The sequence below is a fragment of the Mesorhizobium subarcticum genome (genome assembly GCF_055456085.1).
The window spans coordinates 3305375-3322839 of the sequence record NZ_CM144237.1 but is presented as its reverse complement, the minus strand read 5'-3'; the positions used below and the strand labels follow the sequence as shown (position 1 = coordinate 3322839).

Sequence of the window (17465 nt, the reverse complement as noted above, 5' to 3'; positions counted from 1 at the left end):
TCCTCAGGCCGCGACGCTGCGGCCTTTCGCACCGGCTTGCGCCTTGAAGATGCGGAACGTGTTGCGGCCCGCCGCCTTGGCGGCATAGAGCGCGGTGTCGGCCTGCGCGAACAGTTCGCAAGGCGAGCCTGCCCCGGCAAAAGCGATGCCGACCGAGGCGCCAAGCCGCAGCGACTGGCCGCGGATCGAGACCGGCTTGCCCATCCTGTCGATGATGTCGCGCGCCACGCCGGAGACGGCACCCCGGTCGAGATGCGAGCCGAGCAGGACCGCGAACTCGTCGCCGCCGACGCGCGCCACCAGTTCCGCCGCGCCGCAGCCACCGGCAAGGCGCTCGGCCGCCGCCTTCAGGCATTCGTCGCCGACGATGTGGCCGAACGTGTCGTTGACCGCCTTGAAGCCGTCGAGGTCGATCAACAGCAGCGCGCCGAGTGGGCGGCTGGCATCCACCTGGCCCAGCCGCGCCTGGAACCGGGCGCGGTTGGCAAGCCCGGTCATGGCATCGAATTCGGCGAGATAGCGCATCTTGTCCGACAGGATTTTTTCCTCGGTGATGTCCTGCTTCATGCCAAAGATGCGCACCGGCACATCAGCCTCGCACTCGACGGTGGCGGTGATGCGGATCCAGCGGCTGTGGCCGGCGAAAGTGGTGATCTCGGCGTCGAGGGTAAAACCGCTGCGCTCGGCGATCGCCCCGCCGCGCAAACTGTCCAGCGCCTTGCGCGACTCCGCCGGGTAGCACTTGATGATCTCCGAGCGATCGAGCACCGCGCCGCGCGGCAGGTCGAAGAGATCATAGACGACGTCGGTCCAGGTCAGCGTCTCGTCGGGCAGGCTGCATTCCCACACGCCGATGCGCGCGGCCGCCGAGGCGCGGTCGAAGATCTTGCGGCTGTGCGCCAGCGCAACCTCTTGGCCAGCGATGAGTGCCGCCTGTGTTGCGACTTGCCGCTTGAGTTGAGCGACGGTGGCGGCATCGCGACGGCGCTCGTCGGCGCTGTCGTGTCCCGCCCGCTTGCCGGGCTGCGAGGCCGGGCCTTTCGGAGCGTATGACGTGTCGGGCAATGGCGGAACTCCTGGCGGGTGGCCACCATGGCGCGGAAGCGATTAAAACTTCGCTGACAATCCGTGGGTTCCTCGCCCCCACGGGAGTGGCTACGGCATGCACACATTTCCAAGCAGCTGGTCTTTGGCGATAGCGTGCATGGCAGCTTGGCGCATGCATTGTCTTATGCGGCGCCGGTCGACCCCACTCCGTCTCGGCTTCGCCGAGCCACCTCTCCCCCGATCGACGGAGTAGAGGAAAGGCGCAAAACTTTTTGCCGTCAACGCTTGTCCAGCAAAGCTCCCTTCCTTTCCCTCCGGAGGGGGGAAAGGTGGCGCTGCGAAGCAGCGACGGATTGGGGGAACCACGTGGCAATCAAGCCTCGGGCCGATCAGTCACGCCGGTCACAGAAGATGTGGGCTTAGCGAGACGGAAGGAGGGGTGAGGGACCCGAGCCTCGCTAGCCTCAGCCCTTTCCTCTTCACCGACGGAATTCCTCACCACTTTTCCCCTTGAACGCTCCCCCAATCTGGCCTAGCCTGACCTGAGAAAAGGTTTTTCCAAACAGCTTCGATCGGGTTCGGCCATTGGCCGGGCCTTCTTCCGGCCGGTAAGAGAAAACCTTTTCCCAACTCAGGATTCTCGGCGCGATGGCATCGGACGATCAGCCTGTCCCGGTTTTCCCCAAGCCCGTCACCTTGCGTGACGTGGCGGCGCAGGCCGGCGTCAGCGTTGCCACCGCCTCGAAGGCGCTCAACGACCAGGGGCGCATGACCGCCGAGACCCGCGAGCGCATCCGCGAGACGGCGCGCAGCCTCGGCTTCCGGCCGAACAGCCTTGCGCAGAGCCTGCTCAGGCGCCGCTCCTTTACCGTCGGACTGCTCACCAACGATACCTATGGCCGCTTCTCGCTGCCGCTGATGTCGGGCATTTCGGACGCGCTGGTCGACAATGGCGTCTCGGTGTTCCTGTGCAATGTCGAGGAGGACCCGCGGCTCGGCCAGCTGCATGTCGAGGCCATGCTCGACAAGCGCGTCGACGGCATCATCGCCACGGGAAAACGCATCGACCGCCATCTGCCGGTCGATCTCGCCAATCTGCGCATCCCCGTGATCTATGCCTTCACCCAGCCCGATCCCGACGCCGTCGCCTTCGTCTCCGATGATGCCGGCGGCGCGCGGCTGGCGGTCGAGCATTTCTGCCGGCTTGGCCGCAGGCGCATCGCCCATGTCAGCGGACCGGCGAGCTTTGCCGTGGTGCACGCCCGCGCCCAGGCCTATCGCGACGTCCTCGCGGAAAACGGCCTGTCTGTCACCGAGCCGCTGCTCGGCTCCTGGTCGGAAGCCTGGGGCCATGAGGCGGTGACGATCCTTTTCGACGGCAAAAGCGAAAGGCCGGACGCTGTCTTCTGCGGCAACGACCAGATCGCGCGCGGCGTCATCGATGCGTTGCGCGAGCGCGGTTTGAGCGTTCCCAGTGATGTCGGCGTCATCGGCTTCGACAATTGGGAGATTGTCGCCGAGGCGACGCGCCCACCGCTGACCTCGATCGACATGAACCTGGTCGCCCTCGGGCGCGAGGCAGGCCTGACCCTGCTTTCACTGGTCGGTGGCCAGCCCGCAACACCAGGAATTCGAAAACTGCCGTGCCGGCTGGTGGTGCGGCATTCCTGCGGCCATCCGCTGGATGGCTGAAAACGAAAGCGCCGCGTGATCGGCGCCAAGCCGCGGACAGCGGCCAACCCTGGAGGAGGAGAATATGAGGAACCTGATTGCCAAACTGGCCCCCAAACTGGCCATCGCCGCTGCCGTGCTGGGCAGCGGCCTCGGCGCTGCCGCCGCCGACACCGCCAACATCTGGGTGCGTGCCGACGGCTCGAACTTCATGCCGAAGATCGTCGACGCCTACAACAAGGCGCACAAGGACCAGATCAAGCTCGACATCATCCCCAATGCCGAGATCATCCCGAAATATGGCGCGGCCGCGGCCGGCGGCACGGCGCCCGACGCGCTGTCGCTCGACCTCATCTACACCCCCTCCTTCGCCGCCGCCGGCCAATTGGAGGACATCACCGACTTGGCGAAGTCCCTGCCCTATTTCGCCAGCCTGTCGCCGGCGCATGTCAAGACCGGCACCTACAAGGACCACATTTACGGCCTGCCCTTCTCGGCCGACGCCTCGGTGCTGATCTGGAACAAGAAGCTGTTCAAGCAGGCCGGCCTCGACCCTGAAAAAGGCCCCACCAACTGGGCCGAAATCGCCGCCGACGCCGAAAAGGTCAACGCGCTCGGCGGCAACATCAAGGGCTTCTATTTCTCCGGCAATTGCGGCGGCTGCAACATCTTCACCTTCACGCCGCTGATCTGGGCCTCGGGCGGCGATATCCTGAGCGCGGACGGCTCGAAGGCGACGCTGGACAGCCCGCAACTGCGCGGCGCCATCGACCTCTACCGCTCGATGGTCAAGAAGGACCTGGTGCCGGCGGGCGCGCAGACCGACACCGGCGCCAACTTCTTCGCCGCGTTTGCCGCCGGCAACATCGGCATCTCGCCATCCGGCGCCTTCGCCATCGGCGCGCTCAACACCCAGTATCCCAATGTCGACTATGGCGTCACCTTCCTGCCGGGCAAGGATGGCGGCTGGTCTTCCTTTGCCGGCGGCGACAATTTCGTCGTCACCAAGGGCACCAAGAAGCTCGCCGTGGTGAAGGAGTTCCTGGACTTCGCCTATTCGCTCGAAGGCCAGACCATCCTTGCCAAATATGGCAGCCTGCCGGTGCGCGGCGACATCGCCAAGGACGCGCTGAAAGATCTCGATCCGCGCTACCAGATCGCCGCCGAGGCCATGGCCAAGGGCAAGACGCCCTATTCGGTGGTGTTCAACGATCTGATCAACTCGGCCAACGGCCCGTGGACGCAGATGATCAACGAGGTCTTCTTCGGCGACGATGTCGATGGCGCCATCGCCAACGCGCAAGAGACCATGCAGTCGATCATCGACCAGGCGCCGCAGAAGTAAGCGGCCGCCTGCCGGCCACCCGCCTGTCTCCCTGGGCGGGTGGCCGGCAATTTGCATCGCCAACGGCAGGGCCATCGCGTTGAGAACATTCACTTGTATTGGAAGTTCGGGGCGGCGCAAGCTTCGCTCCTCCTTCTCCCCTTGTGGGAGAAGGTGGCCTCGCGCAGCGTGGTCGGATGAGGGGTGCTCCAGCTTGGCAACAAGTTCGAAATCGCCGCTGCCTCATTCCTTGGCGCACCCCTCATCCGTCTCGGCGCTGCGCGCCGATCCACCTTCTCCCACAAGGGGAGAAGGAAAGGCGAGCGCCCAGCCATGACCACCATCGCAACCACCGCCGCCCCACCCCGCGCCCGAAAACTCGTCGGCGCAGGGCGGCGGCAGTGGATCGGCCTGCTCTACGTCGCGCCGGCGGTGGCGCTGGTCATGGTGTTCTTCGTCATCCCGCTCGGCATGACGGCGTGGATGTCGCTGCACAACTGGCCGCTGATGGGCGAGCACTCCTATATCGGCTTCGACAACTACGTCGCCATCCTGCGTGACACCAGGTTCTGGAACGCGCTCAAATTCACCGGCTACTACACCGTGATCGTCACCATCGCGATCTTCGCCGTCGCCTTTCCCCTAGCGATCTTCATCGAAAAACCGCGACCGTTGACCAACCTCTACCGCACCTTCTTCTTCATGCCGGCGGTGGTCGGCTTTGCCTCGGCGAGCCTGCTCTGGTCGTGGCTCTTGAATGTCGATTCCGGCCTGTTCAGCCCAGCCGCCTACGAGCTTGGCCTGATCGACAAGAAGTTCAACCTTTTGGCGACCTTCCAGCCGGCCTTCTGGTCGATCATCGCCATGGTGGTGTGGAAGGTCGCCGGCTTCACCATGATCATCCTGATGACCGGCCTGCAATCGATCCCGCAGGATTTGCAGGAGGCCGCCGTCATCGACGGCGCCGGGCCGTTGGCGCGCTTCAGGGCAATCACTTTGCCGCTGATGCGCCGCACGCTGGCGCTGGCGCTGATCCTGTCGGTCGCCGGCTCGATCCTCGCCTTCGACCAGTTCTACATCATCCTGCGCGGCGGCCCGCGCAACCAGACGCTGACGGCGGTCTACTGGATCTTCAACCAGTCCTTCGTCTCGTTCAAGCTCGGCTATGGAGCCGCGCTCTCCATGGTGCTGCTGGTCATCCTGGTGGCGCTCAGCCTCGTCCAGCTCTGGCTGCTGCGCAAGCCCGAGGGACTCGACTGATGGCGCAGGCGATATCAGCCAGAGGCAAGTTCGCGGCCCGCCTCGCCAGGCATTCCACCGGCATCATCGCCTCGATATTGTTCGTGGCGCCGATCGTGTGGACGGTGCTGTCGGCCTTCAAGCCGGCAGCCGAAGCGCGCCTGCCGCCGCTGCCGCCCTGGCCGACCACGGGTTTCTCGCTCGAAAACTATGCCACGCTCAACTCCTTCGGCGACGGGCTGTGGGCCTCGGCGCAAAACAGCATCTACGTCTCGGTGATGACCGTCGTGCTGTCGGTCATCGTCAGCGTGATGGCCGGCTATGGCTTCTCGCGGTTCCGGTTTCCGTTCAAGGACCTGTTCTTCGTCCTCATCCTGTCGACGATCATGATCCCGTTCCAGTCGATCCTGACTCCGATCTTCCTGGTGCTGACCAAGCTTGGCCTGCACAACACGCTGACCGGCCTGGTCGGCGTCTATGTCACGCTGCAATTGCCGTTCTCGATCTTCATGATGCGCAACGCCTTCGACGCCGTACCGCGCGAGATCGAGGAGGCCGCCCGCATGGACGGCGCCAGCAATCTCACCATGCTTTTGAAGGTGATGCTGCCGCTGGTCTGGCCAGGAGTCGTCACCATCGCGCTGTTTGCCTTCCTCGGCGCCTGGAACGAGTTCCTCGCAGCCCTCGTGCTGATGACCGACCAATCCAAATTCACGCTGCCGGTGATGATGACAGCACTTCAGTCGGGCCGCTTCGGCGCCATCGACTGGGGCGCCGTGCAGGCGGGCGTCACCGTGATGATGGTGCCGTGCCTGATCCTGTTCCTCGCTTTGCAGCGCTTCTACATCCGCGGCCTGATGGCCGGGGCCGTCAAATAACAGATCGAATGGAGTGAGTTCATGACCGCATCGCCAAAACCCGGAAAACCCAGGCTTGCCTTCCGCCCGCTGCCGGTGCCGCAGGTCGACGTGCACGGCTTCTGGGGCGACCGCGCCGACGCGGTGGCGACGCGCACCGCCGACATCCTCTACGAGCGCTGTGTCGAGGCGCGCATGCTGGAGCAGATCGACCCGGACCGCCCCTCGCCCGGTGTCGTCATTCCCTTCCACTCGCCCTCGCCCGATGAAGCCGACCGCCAGGGCGCCGAATTCACCGGCTCGACGGTGACGACGCAGATGTTCTGGGATTCCGATCTCGGCAAGACGATCGAGACCGCAGCCTATTCGCTCTACCGGCGCAAGAACCCCGAGTTGGAGAAGAAGATCGACGCCGTCATCGACATGTACGGCAGACTGCAGCAGGAGGATGGCTACCTCTCCAGCTGGTACCAGCGCATCCAGCCGGGCAAGCGCTGGACCAATCTGCGCGACTGCCACGAACTCTATTGCGCCGGCCATCTGATCGAGGGCGCGGTCGCCTATTACCAGGCGACGGGCAAGCGCAAGCTGCTGGATATCATGTGCCGCTATTCCGACCACATCGCCTCGGTGCTGGGGCCGGGGCCCGGCAAGAAGAAGGGCTATTGCGGCCATGAGGAGATCGAGCTGGCACTGGTCAAGCTCTCACGAGTGACCGGCGAGACGAAATACATGGAGCTGGCGAAATACTTCATCGACCAGCGCGGACAGCAGCCGCATTATTTCGACGAGGAAGCCCGCGCCCGTGGCGCCGACCCGAAGGCCTATCATTTCAAGACCTACGAATACAATCAGTCGCACAGGCCGGTGCGCGAACAGGACAAGGTCGTCGGCCACGCGGTGCGGGCGATGTACCTCTATTCGGGCATGGCCGACATCGCCACCGAATATGGCGACGACACGCTGCGCGTCGCGCTCGACCTTCTGTGGGACGATCTCACCACGAAAAACCTCTACATCACCGGCGGGCTCGGCCCGTCGGCGCACAATGAAGGTTTCACCAGCGACTACGACCTGCCCAATGAGAGCGCCTATGCCGAGACCTGCGCCGCCGTCGGGCTGGTGTTCTGGGCGAGCCGCATGCTCGGCATGGGGCCGAACGCCCGCTACGCCGACATGATGGAACGTGCGCTCTACAATGGCTCGATCTCCGGCCTGTCGCTCGACGGCTCGCTGTTCTTCTACGAAAACCCGCTGGAAAGCCGGGGCCGGCACAACAGATGGAAATGGCACCGCTGCCCCTGCTGCCCCCCCAATGTCGGGCGCATGGTCGCCTCGATCGGCAGCTATTTCTACAGCCTGGCGGACGATGCGCTCGCCGTCCACCTCTACGGCGACTCCACCGCCCGCTTCGACATCGGCGGCACCGCCGTCAGCCTTTCTCAAGCGAGCCACTATCCCTGGGATGGCGCCGTCGAGATCACGGTCGAACCACGGGCGCCGGTGGACTTCACGCTGCATCTGCGCATCCCGGGCTGGAGTTCCGGTGCCAAGTTGGAAATCAATGGCGAAGCGGTCGACATCGATGACGTGACCAGCGACGGCTATGCCGCGATCCGGCGCCTCTGGCAAAAGGGCGACCGCGTCCGGCTCGACCTCGAAATGCCGATCGAGCGGCTCTACGCCAACCCCGAGGTCCGGCAGGATGCCGGCCGCGTCGCGCTGTCGCGCGGCCCGCTGATCTACTGCGTCGAGGCATCGGACAATGACAGCCGGCTGCATCGCCTGACACTGCCGCGCACGGCAGGCATAGAGGCACATGAGGCGCCTGAACTGCTGGGCGGCGTGGTGACGCTTTCAGCCACGGCATGGGCCGATGCCGGCGACGGCTGGCAGGACGGGCTCTATCGGCGTGAGCCGCCGGCCAGCGTCGAGACACGGCTGACCGCCATCCCCTATTACGCCTGGGACAATCGCGAGCCCGGCGAGATGCTGGTGTGGCTGCGCGACGGCTGAGGTCGGCCGCAGGGCTTCAGGCCTCTGCGGCTCCACTATGTCCGGCTGGATTGAGCGGCAGTGGCAGGCAGCGCCGGCTTCGGTGCCGCTTGCGGCGCGCTGTTATCGACATGAGCCCAGGCCGGCCGCTCGAACAGGAACATGCCGAAGCCCACGCGTTGGATGATGAGGTAGAGCACGACAGGGCTGATGATCGAGACGAGCAGCACCGCCAGGCTGAGCATGCCGGTGTCGGTCAGCAGGCCGCTTGCAAGTGCGGCACCACGGAACAGCGACATCGGGATGGTGAAGGCGACATAGACGACCAGCGAATGTTCGCCGAGCCACCGCAGCCATTCCATCGAGGCGAATGTCGACAGGAAACCGCCAAGCACGCAAAGCGCCACCGCGCCGGCGACGGCCAAGGTGAGATGCAGCGGCGGCCATGCCGCCAGCCCCATCTGCATGCCGACCGGGTGCATGGCATAGCCCGGCGAATAGACGAGCAGGCCGTTGACGACAGCCCACAGAGCCAGGCCGGCGACGGCCAGCAGCGGACGGGGTTGCGTCCATTCGACCAGCCGGAAAATCAGCGGCGCCAGCACGAAGCCGAGGTAGAAAAACACGAAATACGCCGCGAATTGTTCAACCGCATAGCTGTCGGGATGCGGCGCCCACATCTGCAGGGCGGCCGCGGGCGCAATGACGATCCAGGCGGGCACGCGGAACTGCCGCAGAAGTTTGGCGACAAGGCCGAACACCGCCAGCATGTAGATAAACCACAGCACGCCATAGGGCTGCACGACGGCCATTGCGAGATCATGCAGCATGCCGCCGGGATCCCGGCTGAAGATGCCGATCTTCAACCCGATCGAGATGATCGCCCACAGCACGTAGAAATAGAGATAGTGGACGACGCGCCGGTCGATGTAGCGCCGCCACGGCCGGTCGATCACCTGCGACAGGAACAGGCCCGAGATCAGGAAGAATTCCGGCATGCGGAACGGCGTCGCGAAGCCGATGACATAGTGGAGAAAGCCCACCCCGCCCGTGTACTCGCCGGTGTTGTACGCCGAGTACATCATCACTACGAGGATGATCGAGAGGCCTTTGGCCGTGTCCACCCACGGCATGCGCATCGGGCTGTTCATGGCGAATCCATCCGGGACCGGCCGACCCGGCCAGCCATCTTCAGGCGATATCTAGCACCATCAAGCTTCCCAGATCGTAAACGCGGGTGAGCTTTGCGGGGGTGGCAGCGCCTAGCGCTTGGCCTTGGAAGTGTTCAAAGTCACCGCAGCCCGCACCAACGCCTTCAGCGCATCCTCGTTCACCTCTCCACCCTCCTGAAAATCGATCGCCCGCCGCGTATTGCCTTCCAGGCTGGAGTTGAACAGCTTCGAGGGATCGGGCAGCGCCGCCCCCTTGGCGAAGGTCAACTTGACGACGCTCTTGTAGGTTTCGCCGGTGCAGATCATGCCGTCATGCTCCCACACCGGCACCCCGCGCCACTTCCATGTTTCGACCACATCGGGAACGGCTTGATGGATAAGCGCGCGCAGCCGGCCGAGCATCTCGCCGCGCCAGTCGCCGAGTTCCTTGATCCTGCCGTCGATCAGTTCCGAGGGAGATTTGCTCTCCTGCGATCCGGTGGTCGTCATGCTGTTTCCTTCTTCGCGACGTAGGGCAATACGAACATGTAAAGGCCGCTGAACAATAGCAGGAAAAGTGGCGGCAGTGGCGAATAGACCACCCAGGCAGGCGGCTGCCCGAAGGCCATGGTGACGAAATTGGCGACGACGGTTGCCGTGAAGACGATCGACAGCCAGCGATGCGTCTGCCTGATCCATTTGCTCCAGTACAATGCTACCTCCCGTGAAAAACGCGTGAAACCGGGCGCTACTACCAGCGCGCCAGCTGTGTGATCTGGATGAGATTGCCGCAGCCATCGTTGAGCTTGGCGATGGTCGAGCCGGTCACCTCGGTCGGCGCCATGCTGAACGTGCCGCCATTGGCCGTGATGCGCTGATGGTCACCCCTAACGTCGTCGGTGAAGAACATCACCGCCGGTTGGCCCTGCGCGAACATCGCCTGCTGGTAGGCCTTGGCGGCCGGATTGTCGTTGAGCGCCAGCTGCAGCTCGGTGCCTTCGGGCTCATCAGGCGAGGCCACCGTCAGCCAGCGGAATGGCCCGTTGCTGAAATCGGCCTTCTTGGTCAGGCCGAGCACATCGGTGTAGAAGGCAAGCGCCTTGTCCTGGTCATCGACATGGATGCTGGTCAGTTTGATCTTCATCGTCTTTCTCCATAGGTTTTGCTGGCGGCAGGCCGCCCGGGTGAAGTCAGGTGTTGGGTTCGATCGCCGGCGGACCAGAGCAATTCCAGGAAAAGTGTGAAACGGGTTTCCGTCCGGAATTGCGTCAAAACAAGGAGTTCTACTCCGTCCGGTCGAGAAGCTGTTCGAGCTTCTCCAGGAATTGCGGCCAGCCGGTTCTGGCGCCGCCATAGGCCCGCCTCTGGTCCGGCCGAAAGCCGGATTGCTCCATGCGCAGATGGGTTCCGGTTGGCGTCGGGGTGAGCGTGAAGGTCACCACGCTCCTGAGATCGAAGGCCGGATCCTGATGCTCAAGGTTCCAGGTGTAGGACAGCGTCTTGTTGGGCTCGACGGCCAGCACCTCGCAGTCCAGCACGCCGCCCCAATCGGCGCTGATGTTGAAGCGGTGGCCGACAACAGGAGCGAAATCATTCTTCATCAGCCACTCCTGCATCAGATGCGGTTGCGTCAACGCGCGCCAGAGTTTTTCCGGCGGATGGGAAATCTGCCGCTCGACGACGACAGTGCGGGTATCGTTCACTGGTCCATCCTTTTGAGTAAATCCTCGAGATCGTCGAACCGGCTTTCCCAAAACCCCGCCATCTCGCGTGTCCAGTCCATCAGCGGCGCCAGCGCACCAAGCTGCGCGCTGTAATGCGTCTGGCGGCCTTCATGGCGATCGCGCACCAGCCCGGCCTGCTTCAACAGGCCGAGATGCTTCGACACCGCCGGCTGCGAGACGCCGGACTGGCTCGTCAGTGCGCCCACCGTCTGCTCACCCTGGCGACACAGCCGTTCGAAGATCGCCCGCCTGGTCGGGTCTGAGAGCGTCCTGAAAAGCATGTCGTGGGCGTCTGGCATGTCAGATCTATAACCCGTTGGCTATTGGTTGACGTATAACCGCAGGGATATATGTTCGTCAAGTGGAAGATTGGAGCAGCGGACATGATCCTCGTCACCGGAGCCACCGGCCATGTCGGGAACGCGGTCGTCTCAAGGCTGGTGTCATCAGGCCATGAGGTGGCAGCACTGGTCCGCAAGCCTGAGGCCGCGCAAAGGCTCCTGCCCCGGGGAGTAGCGCGGCGCGTCGGCGACTACGAGGATGCTTCCGCCCTGAAGACGGCCTTCTCCGGCATCGACGGGCTGGTCTTGATTTCAAGCGACGGCCATGCGGATGCAGTCATGCGCCATCATGCCAATGCTATCGAGGCCGCAGCAGCGGCCCGTGTCGGCCACATCACCTTCACAGGCATCATCGACATCGGCAAGTCCTCGCCCTTCTACTACGCACCCGCCTATCGCGACGCGGAGCACCGGCTGGCTGCCTGCGGCGTGCCCTCGACCGTCCTGCGCTGCGGCCTCTACAGCGACTTCATCCTCGACACCTGGCTGACGCCTGCCTCGGGAGAACTCGCCTTGCCTGCCGGACAAGGTCTGGTTGCGCCGATTTCACGCGACGATGTCGCGGCGGCCGTCGCCGCCGTGGCAGCCAACCCCGACACATCCCACGCCCTCTACACCATCACTGGAAACCGGGCGTTGGGCTTAGACGCGATCGCCGCCTGCTATGCCGACGCGACAGCACGGCCCCTGCACTATCGCCCCTGCTGCCCCGGCGACTATCTGGCCTCCGCGTCGGCGCGTCTCGACGAACCCTGGCCGCAGGCTTTCGCCACGGTGTGCGCCTCGATCGCCGAAGGTCGCTATGCCACGATCTCCAGCGATTTCACCGCGCTTACCGGTAAGCATCCGGAAAGCTTTGGAGATTTCTTGATACGCGTGACACCTGGAATGCCAGCGAAAGGCTAGCCGGCGGCATGGGCGCTGACGATCTCCTGCGCCACCAGTTCCTGCAGCTGCCACAGATTGCGGTCGCGGATGCCGCAGGCGTCGAGATGGCGGATCGTCTCGAACAGATATTGCGCGCCTGAGCCCCAATGGCCGACGGCCCTGGCGAGCGTCGCCGCGACCGCAGGCTTGTCGAGCTTGCCGGCATAGCGCGGATTGGCGGGATCGACGACGAAGCCGAGCGCCTGGCCCGCCCCGCCTTCCGTGCTCACCCGCAGCCAGCGCGGCACGTTGACGGCGGGCAGGATGGTCATCTCCCGGCGCAGCAGCGCTTCCAGATTTTCGCCAACCGGCTCGGCGATCTCGAACACCATGCCCTGGCATTGGCCGCCCCGGTCGAGCGCCATCATCAGGCCGGGCTGATCGACCGTGCCGCGAAAGCGCTTGACGGTGAAACAGAAGGAGCGGTGCCAGCCCCTCGCCACCGCTTTCTCGCCGCCACGGATTTCGCCGACCGGATTCCACAGCAGCGAGCCATAGGCGAACAGCTTCAACGGCCCAGGCGGCGCCGAGGCAAGCACGTCCTCGCCGACGCGCGCATAGTCGGCGTCAGTCATGGCGACCATGCCCGGCACCGGCCCGGCATCCTCGACCACGCGCAAGGTGCGCGCCACCAGCGCCTCGGTCAGCGCCATCGGCGCTTTGCGCGGTGCGATGGAAGTCAGCTTCTTCATGTTCGCCATGTTGCTGAAGGCTGGGGGATTCTCGAAGAGTCGGCCGAATGGGCGCGGACTCAAAATCTGAGATGGCACGCCCAAGCGTTTGAAAAGACTCAGCGTGCCACCACAGCCATTGGAATTGGCCGAAGCCTCTTCGCGTTCGTCATCCACGGGCGGAGCAGGAGCGAAGCTCCGTCGCGAAGACCCGAGGATCCATTCCTTGAGGTCTACCGAAGTGTGCAGCGGAGGCAGAATTCTGGACCGTTGCGGCGCTCAGGAGTCCCGGCATGGATCCTCGGGTCTGCGCCGCGTCGCTTCGCTCCTTGCTCCGCCCGTGGATGACGAAGCGCCTCACCCCCTGCGATGGAAAACATCGCCGGAGATCGAGAAGCTGGAATCGTCGATCCAGACGATGTTGAAATAGACCGGCGCCGGCTGGTAGGCGTTGACGTTCATGATGGTCAGGATGCCGCCGTTGGAAGATGGGTCCCAACTGCATTGCCCGATCGCGCCAACCGTGCCGTTGGCCTCGATCTGGCAGGTCTGCCCGATAACCATCGTCTCGCCCGCATCGCTATACCAGACGCCGACCGGCGCCGGCGCGGATTGGGCAACGGCTGATGTGACGGACAGTCCAATCGTCGCGATGCCCGCAAGGGCGCAAGCGCAACGGCGCAACCCGGTCAAATGCGATGTCATGCTGAAACCCCTGTCCCAATTTGATGTTGCGTCTGTTGAGGCACTGCGTCAACAAAAGAGCGCCGATCCCCCCGGGGATCGGCGCCATATGCGCCGATCGGTGGTATCGAGGCCAGACGAACCGTCCATGAAGCCGCCGCCCGGCCCCACCTGAAGGCGCACATTCCGATATCGCCGCCGGCCTGCCGGTTACTTCTTCTTGTGCTTGAACAGGCGCGCCTTGCAGGATGCCGACAGCTGGTCCTTGTGATCGGCCAGGCACTTGGGCGCGGCGCCCGTCGTCAGCACGCCGCCACCGCAGAAGCGGTTGGCATCCACCGCGCAAGGACCTTGCGTGGTGGTGTAGCGGGCGAACGCTTCGTTTGAACTCACAATCGCGACCGCGGCCATCATCACGACATAGAAGATTTTCATTGCAAGGCTCCCGACAAGAACACTGGCTCCCCCAGTGCAGGGTTGGTTACGCACCGCTCCTGGAGCATGGCCCGGGTGCTTCTATCGCTGGAGATGCCGGCGGCTCGCGGCCCGGCTGGCGCTGTTAGCCAGCCTCCCGCCGCCGCATTGCGACAGACAAAAACAGTCCTGCTTTCGTCCATCGACGACCGCCCCGCTTCCCGCCAACGCAGGCATCCCTGCGATTCATGTGCTGATGCGGGAATGACTAAGGCAGTTCAGATGCGGGCGCATCCTAGCTGAAAAGTGGAGGAGGAATGGATCGAGCGCGCAGCCGCTCGATCACCCGCGACACGGCGGGCGCAAGGGGAAGGGAAAAGGCTTGCTCGCCTAGACGGTTCCGGCCAGCACCAGCAGCGCCACGGCTTCGCTGCGGCTGCGCGTGCCGGCCTTCTTTTTCACATTCTCGATGTGGTAGTGGACCGTCGCCGCCGCGATGCCCAGGATGATGGCGATTTCCGCATCGGTCTTGCCCGCCGCGACCCAGCGCATACAATCGGCTTCCCTGGGCGTCAGCAGGATCGGCGAGCGGTTGCTGAAACCGAACCCCACCGCTTCATAGGCCTTGTCGTGCACCGCGTGCGCCATCGAGCGTATCATGGCTCTCTCGACCGCATTCATCGTCACCGGCTTCAAGGCGGCGACCGAGACCAATCCCTGGTAGCTGGAAGGCCCATGGATCGGTATGGCCATGACCTCGGCCCAGCCATATTCTATGGCGCCTGCGGTGACCGCCGCGCCTTCGACGGTAAAGGTTCGTGCATCCCCCATTTCGGTCCACAGGAACGGCGTCATGCGACGGCGCGCCTCCAGGATCATCGGGTCGATCTCCATGTACCCGTTCGCCATGTAGGACTCGAACCAGTCCTTTGGCCAATCGTTGAAATAGAAGCGATAGGACCGCGAGCCGCCGGCGCCCGCCCAAGCGCCGCCAGCACTGGCGGTGAAGCCGAAAACGCCGATCGCCTCGATGAAGCGCTCGATGACCTTGCTGACGTCGCTTGTCCCCGCGCAAAATTCGAGAAAGTCCTGCCCTGCCGCCGTCCGCATAGGATGCTCCAAAACCCCGCGGCAATCTCAGCGATCCCAAGCAAGCGCACAAGCCGTTTCATCGACGTGAAGGCTGCGGCATTTGTACGGCCATGCCGCAGTGTGGCCGACACCACCAATCACGACACCAGCGGCATTGGCACCTTCAGCCCATCGGCCGCAATATGACCGATCGCCACCCGGACGGCATCGTCATCGATACTTCGACCCGAATTCGTCTTCCTGACGTCCTAGTGCGGAGGACGCCGGACCGTGTCGTCGCAGCCGTCGATATAAGGGTGAACCGACCACCGGGAACCGGGCTTGGCCTGCTGCTCCTTGGTGAGCGGATCCTGGGATTGCGCGTAGCCGTCTTGATAGCCGCGAATGATCCCATCGATATCGGGAGGCCAGTCGCCGTCCCACGGCCCTCCCAGAATCTGCGCCTGCTGGACAGGATGCAGTTCGTTGTGGGCTTCATTGAAACTGTCGTGGATATGGCCAGCATCATAGACCCAGCGGCCGGTCACGCCCAGGATCGTCGCTCCGGTTCCATCGCCCTTGTTGGTTTCGATGCTGGGCAGTCCGGCGTCGCTCGGACTGGCCGTGTCCGAACTGCTGAAAGCCGCGCCAAGCAGCGCCGCAAGCAAAGCCAGAAATGCCAGGATGTAGGCAACGACCACGCCGACGCCCGACATGCATATCGCCAGTGCCGCTAGCGCCGCGATCAGCGCGAGGATGTTGACAGTCTGCAGGTCGTGGATCGACGCCCCCTCGAATTCCACATGCAGTGCCTCGGACTTTACCCCGGTCGTCTTGTCCACCGCCTGGTTGCCGGTGAACAGCAACCCTTTCGAGGAGGTGGTGGTGGTTTCGGCCATGAGGTAGCCGAACGGAGCGCTGGCGTCCGCATCGGCCTGGCTGACGCCCACCGGGTTGTGCGGCAGCAAGAGGTTTAGGCTGTAGTCGGAGTCCAGGCTTCCGGGCCAGGTCTTTTCCGAAGGGGGCTCGATGCTGATGACCATGCCGACGATGCTAACCGGGCTCTGGTCGCCGAGACACACCAGCCGGTTGTTAAGCCACCAGTCGCAATATGCGAGGATCCAGACAATCCCGGTCACCACCACGGCGATCGGCAGGCACCATGGCTCGCCCATGGCGACCACCACCACGACCATCACGGCCGCGAATATACCGCTGGTGATCGCCGCGCTGATATACTGGTTGACCGAGATGACCTTGTCCGCGGTAGTACATTTGGTCCAGGATTTGTCGTCGGTGGCCATCACGCCTCCACGCTGCTTATGACGGTCAGGGTGACGCCGCCGCTGGCGTGATCCCCCTCGTCGAACGCATTCAGATTGAGAGCTTGCCGGCCGGTCCAGCCGGCCGGCGGCGTGGCGATCGCCGTGATCGTCATCTGTTCGCCCGGTGTCAGCGACGGCTGGTCAGGCGAAATCGCGATCGTCCAGCCCGGCGGCAGCGGATGCGCGGCCGGCAAATGCGCAGCCAGCCGCCGCTTTTGCTCCGCCTTGGCTGCCTCCTCGGTCGGTCGCCGCTCGTCGCGGCAGGGGCTGAGCGGCGGAATGGTGTAAGCGTCGACGGTGAACCGATACCGATGCGGCCGGCGGGTCGCGTTGCGCAGTTCGAACTGGAATGTCGCCGGCGACTGCGCCAGCCCGACATCGGTGTTCTTCTGCCCGAGATTGTTGGCGAAGTTGGCATCGTCGGCCGGATCGAGCAAAGCCTGCAGGCAATAGTGGCCTGCTTCCTGAGGCGTATGCCAGTCGAAGGAGACGAACCCGGGCTGGCTGGCGGATCCGATCACCCCGACCGAGACCGGCCTGGTGTCGATCGGATGCGATACGGTTCCCATGCCGAACGACAGATAGGACAGGTGAACCGGCATCTTGACGACGACGGCATCCATCGAGACATTCCAGACGCGGACGCGCACCTCGTAGTCGGTGTCCGCCTGCAACTTGCCGGCGGGCACGGGCACGCCACCCCTGAGCACTTCGATGTCGGGATTGTCCCAAGTTACGGCGAGGCCAAGGCCGATCAGATAGTACTGGTCGTAGATCAGCGGGTCGGGCCGGCAGAATGCAGGGTGGTCGATCGGCACGCAATGCGCCCGGGATCCTTTCTGGTCGACCCGGCGGTCGCCACCCAACCGCCAGCGGCGGCAGAAACGGTGAGCCATCTCGATCAGCGCCGGAATCCAGCCGGAGAACAGTGCTTGCAGGATTGCCACTAATCCGCGCATCGACTCCCCCTCCGAAGCTAACGCAGGCGAGGACCTGATTAACAACAGGATTCGCACGGCAACAG

19 protein-coding genes are annotated in these 17465 nt (G+C 64.0%); 6 read left to right on the top strand and 13 right to left on the bottom strand.

Features of this window, described 5'->3' with window-relative positions; translation table 11 throughout:
* Positions 1 to 3: 3 nt before the first annotated feature.
* Positions 4 to 1065, bottom strand: a complete 1062-nt coding sequence (locus tag ACZYHG_RS16090) for a diguanylate cyclase domain-containing protein (protein WP_464609370.1) — start codon at positions 1063 to 1065, stop codon at positions 4 to 6.
* Between the two features lie 630 nt (positions 1066 to 1695).
* On the opposite strand from ACZYHG_RS16090, the gene ACZYHG_RS16085 reads away from it, so the two are divergent.
* From ACZYHG_RS16085 to ACZYHG_RS16065, 5 genes are all read left to right on the top strand, one after another.
* The gene (locus tag ACZYHG_RS16085) at positions 1696 to 2739 is read left to right on the top strand and encodes a LacI family DNA-binding transcriptional regulator (protein WP_464609369.1); all 1044 of its coding nucleotides are present in this window, start codon (positions 1696 to 1698) and stop codon (positions 2737 to 2739) included.
* Between the two features lie 73 nt (positions 2740 to 2812).
* On the top strand, positions 2813 to 4063 hold the full coding sequence (locus tag ACZYHG_RS16080) for an ABC transporter substrate-binding protein (RefSeq protein ID WP_464614703.1): 1251 nt from the start codon (positions 2813 to 2815) through the stop codon (positions 4061 to 4063).
* A gap of 312 nt (positions 4064 to 4375) precedes the next feature.
* Entirely contained in the window at positions 4376 to 5302 is a 927-nt protein-coding gene (locus ACZYHG_RS16075) for a carbohydrate ABC transporter permease (protein WP_464609368.1), read from the top strand.
* Entirely contained in the window at positions 5302 to 6159 is an 858-nt protein-coding gene (locus tag ACZYHG_RS16070; RefSeq protein ID WP_464609367.1) for a carbohydrate ABC transporter permease, read from the top strand. Before ACZYHG_RS16075 ends, ACZYHG_RS16070 begins: the two co-directional genes overlap by 1 nt.
* Positions 6160 to 6180: 21 nt before the next feature.
* A complete protein-coding gene (locus tag ACZYHG_RS16065; protein ID WP_464609366.1) occupies positions 6181 to 8154 on the top strand; it encodes a glycoside hydrolase family 127 protein in 1974 nt (657 codons plus the stop codon).
* A gap of 35 nt (positions 8155 to 8189) precedes the next feature.
* On the opposite strand, the gene ACZYHG_RS16060 is transcribed toward ACZYHG_RS16065, so the two are convergent.
* The 6 genes from ACZYHG_RS16060 to ACZYHG_RS16035 all read right to left on the bottom strand — a co-directional run bounded on the left by ACZYHG_RS16060 (position 8190) and on the right by ACZYHG_RS16035 (position 11307).
* Positions 8190 to 9284 (bottom strand): acyltransferase family protein, encoded by a 1095-nt coding sequence (locus ACZYHG_RS16060; RefSeq protein WP_464609365.1) that lies wholly within the window; start codon positions 9282 to 9284, stop codon positions 8190 to 8192.
* 111 nt (positions 9285 to 9395) lie between these two features.
* Positions 9396 to 9794, bottom strand: coding sequence for a DUF1801 domain-containing protein (locus tag ACZYHG_RS16055; protein ID WP_464609364.1), 399 nt, complete (start codon positions 9792 to 9794; stop codon positions 9396 to 9398).
* Positions 9791 to 9997, bottom strand: a complete 207-nt coding sequence (locus tag ACZYHG_RS16050) for a hypothetical protein (RefSeq protein WP_464609363.1) — start codon at positions 9995 to 9997, stop codon at positions 9791 to 9793. The genes ACZYHG_RS16055 and ACZYHG_RS16050 overlap by 4 nt, the downstream gene beginning before the upstream one ends.
* A 38-nt stretch (positions 9998 to 10035) precedes the next feature.
* Complete coding sequence (locus ACZYHG_RS16045) at positions 10036 to 10428, bottom strand: VOC family protein (RefSeq protein ID WP_464609362.1); 393 nt, start codon at positions 10426 to 10428, stop codon at positions 10036 to 10038.
* A 139-nt stretch (positions 10429 to 10567) separates the two neighbouring features.
* Positions 10568 to 10987, bottom strand: coding sequence for an SRPBCC family protein (locus tag ACZYHG_RS16040; protein ID WP_464609361.1), 420 nt, complete (start codon positions 10985 to 10987; stop codon positions 10568 to 10570).
* Positions 10984 to 11307, bottom strand: coding sequence for an ArsR/SmtB family transcription factor (locus ACZYHG_RS16035; RefSeq protein WP_464609360.1), 324 nt, complete (start codon positions 11305 to 11307; stop codon positions 10984 to 10986). Before ACZYHG_RS16035 ends, ACZYHG_RS16040 begins: the two co-directional genes overlap by 4 nt.
* A gap of 84 nt (positions 11308 to 11391) precedes the next feature.
* Here ACZYHG_RS16035 and ACZYHG_RS16030 point away from each other — a divergent pair, with 84 nt between their 5' ends.
* Entirely contained in the window at positions 11392 to 12255 is an 864-nt protein-coding gene (locus tag ACZYHG_RS16030) for an NAD(P)H-binding protein (RefSeq protein ID WP_464609359.1), read from the top strand.
* Here the strand turns inward: ACZYHG_RS16030 and ACZYHG_RS16025 are convergent.
* From ACZYHG_RS16025 to ACZYHG_RS16000, 6 genes are all read right to left on the bottom strand, one after another.
* Positions 12252 to 12968, bottom strand: a complete 717-nt coding sequence (locus ACZYHG_RS16025) for a gamma-glutamylcyclotransferase (RefSeq protein ID WP_464609358.1) — start codon at positions 12966 to 12968, stop codon at positions 12252 to 12254. The genes ACZYHG_RS16030 and ACZYHG_RS16025 overlap by 4 nt on opposite strands.
* 336 nt (positions 12969 to 13304) lie before the next feature.
* Entirely contained in the window at positions 13305 to 13652 is a 348-nt protein-coding gene (locus tag ACZYHG_RS16020) for a hypothetical protein (protein WP_464609357.1), read from the bottom strand.
* Positions 13653 to 13841: 189 nt separating this feature from the next.
* Positions 13842 to 14066, bottom strand: coding sequence for a hypothetical protein (locus tag ACZYHG_RS16015; protein WP_464609356.1), 225 nt, complete (start codon positions 14064 to 14066; stop codon positions 13842 to 13844).
* A gap of 369 nt (positions 14067 to 14435) precedes the next feature.
* Complete coding sequence (locus ACZYHG_RS16010) at positions 14436 to 15155, bottom strand: helix-turn-helix transcriptional regulator (RefSeq protein WP_464609355.1); 720 nt, start codon at positions 15153 to 15155, stop codon at positions 14436 to 14438.
* Between the two features lie 230 nt (positions 15156 to 15385).
* On the bottom strand, positions 15386 to 16420 hold the full coding sequence (locus tag ACZYHG_RS16005) for a hypothetical protein (RefSeq protein ID WP_464609354.1): 1035 nt from the start codon (positions 16418 to 16420) through the stop codon (positions 15386 to 15388).
* On the bottom strand, positions 16420 to 17400 hold the full coding sequence (locus ACZYHG_RS16000) for a hypothetical protein (RefSeq protein ID WP_464609353.1): 981 nt from the start codon (positions 17398 to 17400) through the stop codon (positions 16420 to 16422). The genes ACZYHG_RS16005 and ACZYHG_RS16000 overlap by 1 nt, the downstream gene beginning before the upstream one ends.
* Between the last annotated feature and the right edge of the window lie 65 nt (positions 17401 to 17465).

Excerpts from the sequence above, each read along its gene's own strand:
- ACZYHG_RS16085 (WP_464609369.1), top strand. The coding sequence starts at position 1,696 with ATGGCATCGGACGATCAGCCTGTCCCGGTTTTCCCCAAGCCCGTCACC.
- ACZYHG_RS16075 (WP_464609368.1), top strand. The coding sequence starts at position 4,376 with ATGACCACCATCGCAACCACCGCCGCCCCACCCCGCGCCCGAAAACTC.
- ACZYHG_RS16070 (WP_464609367.1), top strand. The coding sequence starts at position 5,302 with ATGGCGCAGGCGATATCAGCCAGAGGCAAGTTCGCGGCCCGCCTCGCC.
- ACZYHG_RS16065 (WP_464609366.1), top strand. The coding sequence starts at position 6,181 with ATGACCGCATCGCCAAAACCCGGAAAACCCAGGCTTGCCTTCCGCCCG.
- ACZYHG_RS16060 (WP_464609365.1), bottom strand. The coding sequence starts at position 9,284 with ATGAACAGCCCGATGCGCATGCCGTGGGTGGACACGGCCAAAGGCCTC.
- ACZYHG_RS16055 (WP_464609364.1), bottom strand. The coding sequence starts at position 9,794 with ATGACGACCACCGGATCGCAGGAGAGCAAATCTCCCTCGGAACTGATC.
- ACZYHG_RS16045 (WP_464609362.1), bottom strand. The coding sequence starts at position 10,428 with ATGAAGATCAAACTGACCAGCATCCATGTCGATGACCAGGACAAGGCG.
- ACZYHG_RS16035 (WP_464609360.1), bottom strand. The coding sequence starts at position 11,307 with ATGCCAGACGCCCACGACATGCTTTTCAGGACGCTCTCAGACCCGACC.
- ACZYHG_RS16030 (WP_464609359.1), top strand. The coding sequence starts at position 11,392 with ATGATCCTCGTCACCGGAGCCACCGGCCATGTCGGGAACGCGGTCGTC.
- ACZYHG_RS16025 (WP_464609358.1), bottom strand. The coding sequence starts at position 12,968 with ATGAAGAAGCTGACTTCCATCGCACCGCGCAAAGCGCCGATGGCGCTG.
- ACZYHG_RS16020 (WP_464609357.1), bottom strand. The coding sequence starts at position 13,652 with ATGACATCGCATTTGACCGGGTTGCGCCGTTGCGCTTGCGCCCTTGCG.
- ACZYHG_RS16015 (WP_464609356.1), bottom strand. The coding sequence starts at position 14,066 with ATGAAAATCTTCTATGTCGTGATGATGGCCGCGGTCGCGATTGTGAGT.
- ACZYHG_RS16010 (WP_464609355.1), bottom strand. The coding sequence starts at position 15,155 with ATGCGGACGGCGGCAGGGCAGGACTTTCTCGAATTTTGCGCGGGGACA.
- ACZYHG_RS16005 (WP_464609354.1), bottom strand. The coding sequence starts at position 16,420 with ATGGCCACCGACGACAAATCCTGGACCAAATGTACTACCGCGGACAAG.
- ACZYHG_RS16000 (WP_464609353.1), bottom strand. The coding sequence starts at position 17,400 with ATGCGCGGATTAGTGGCAATCCTGCAAGCACTGTTCTCCGGCTGGATT.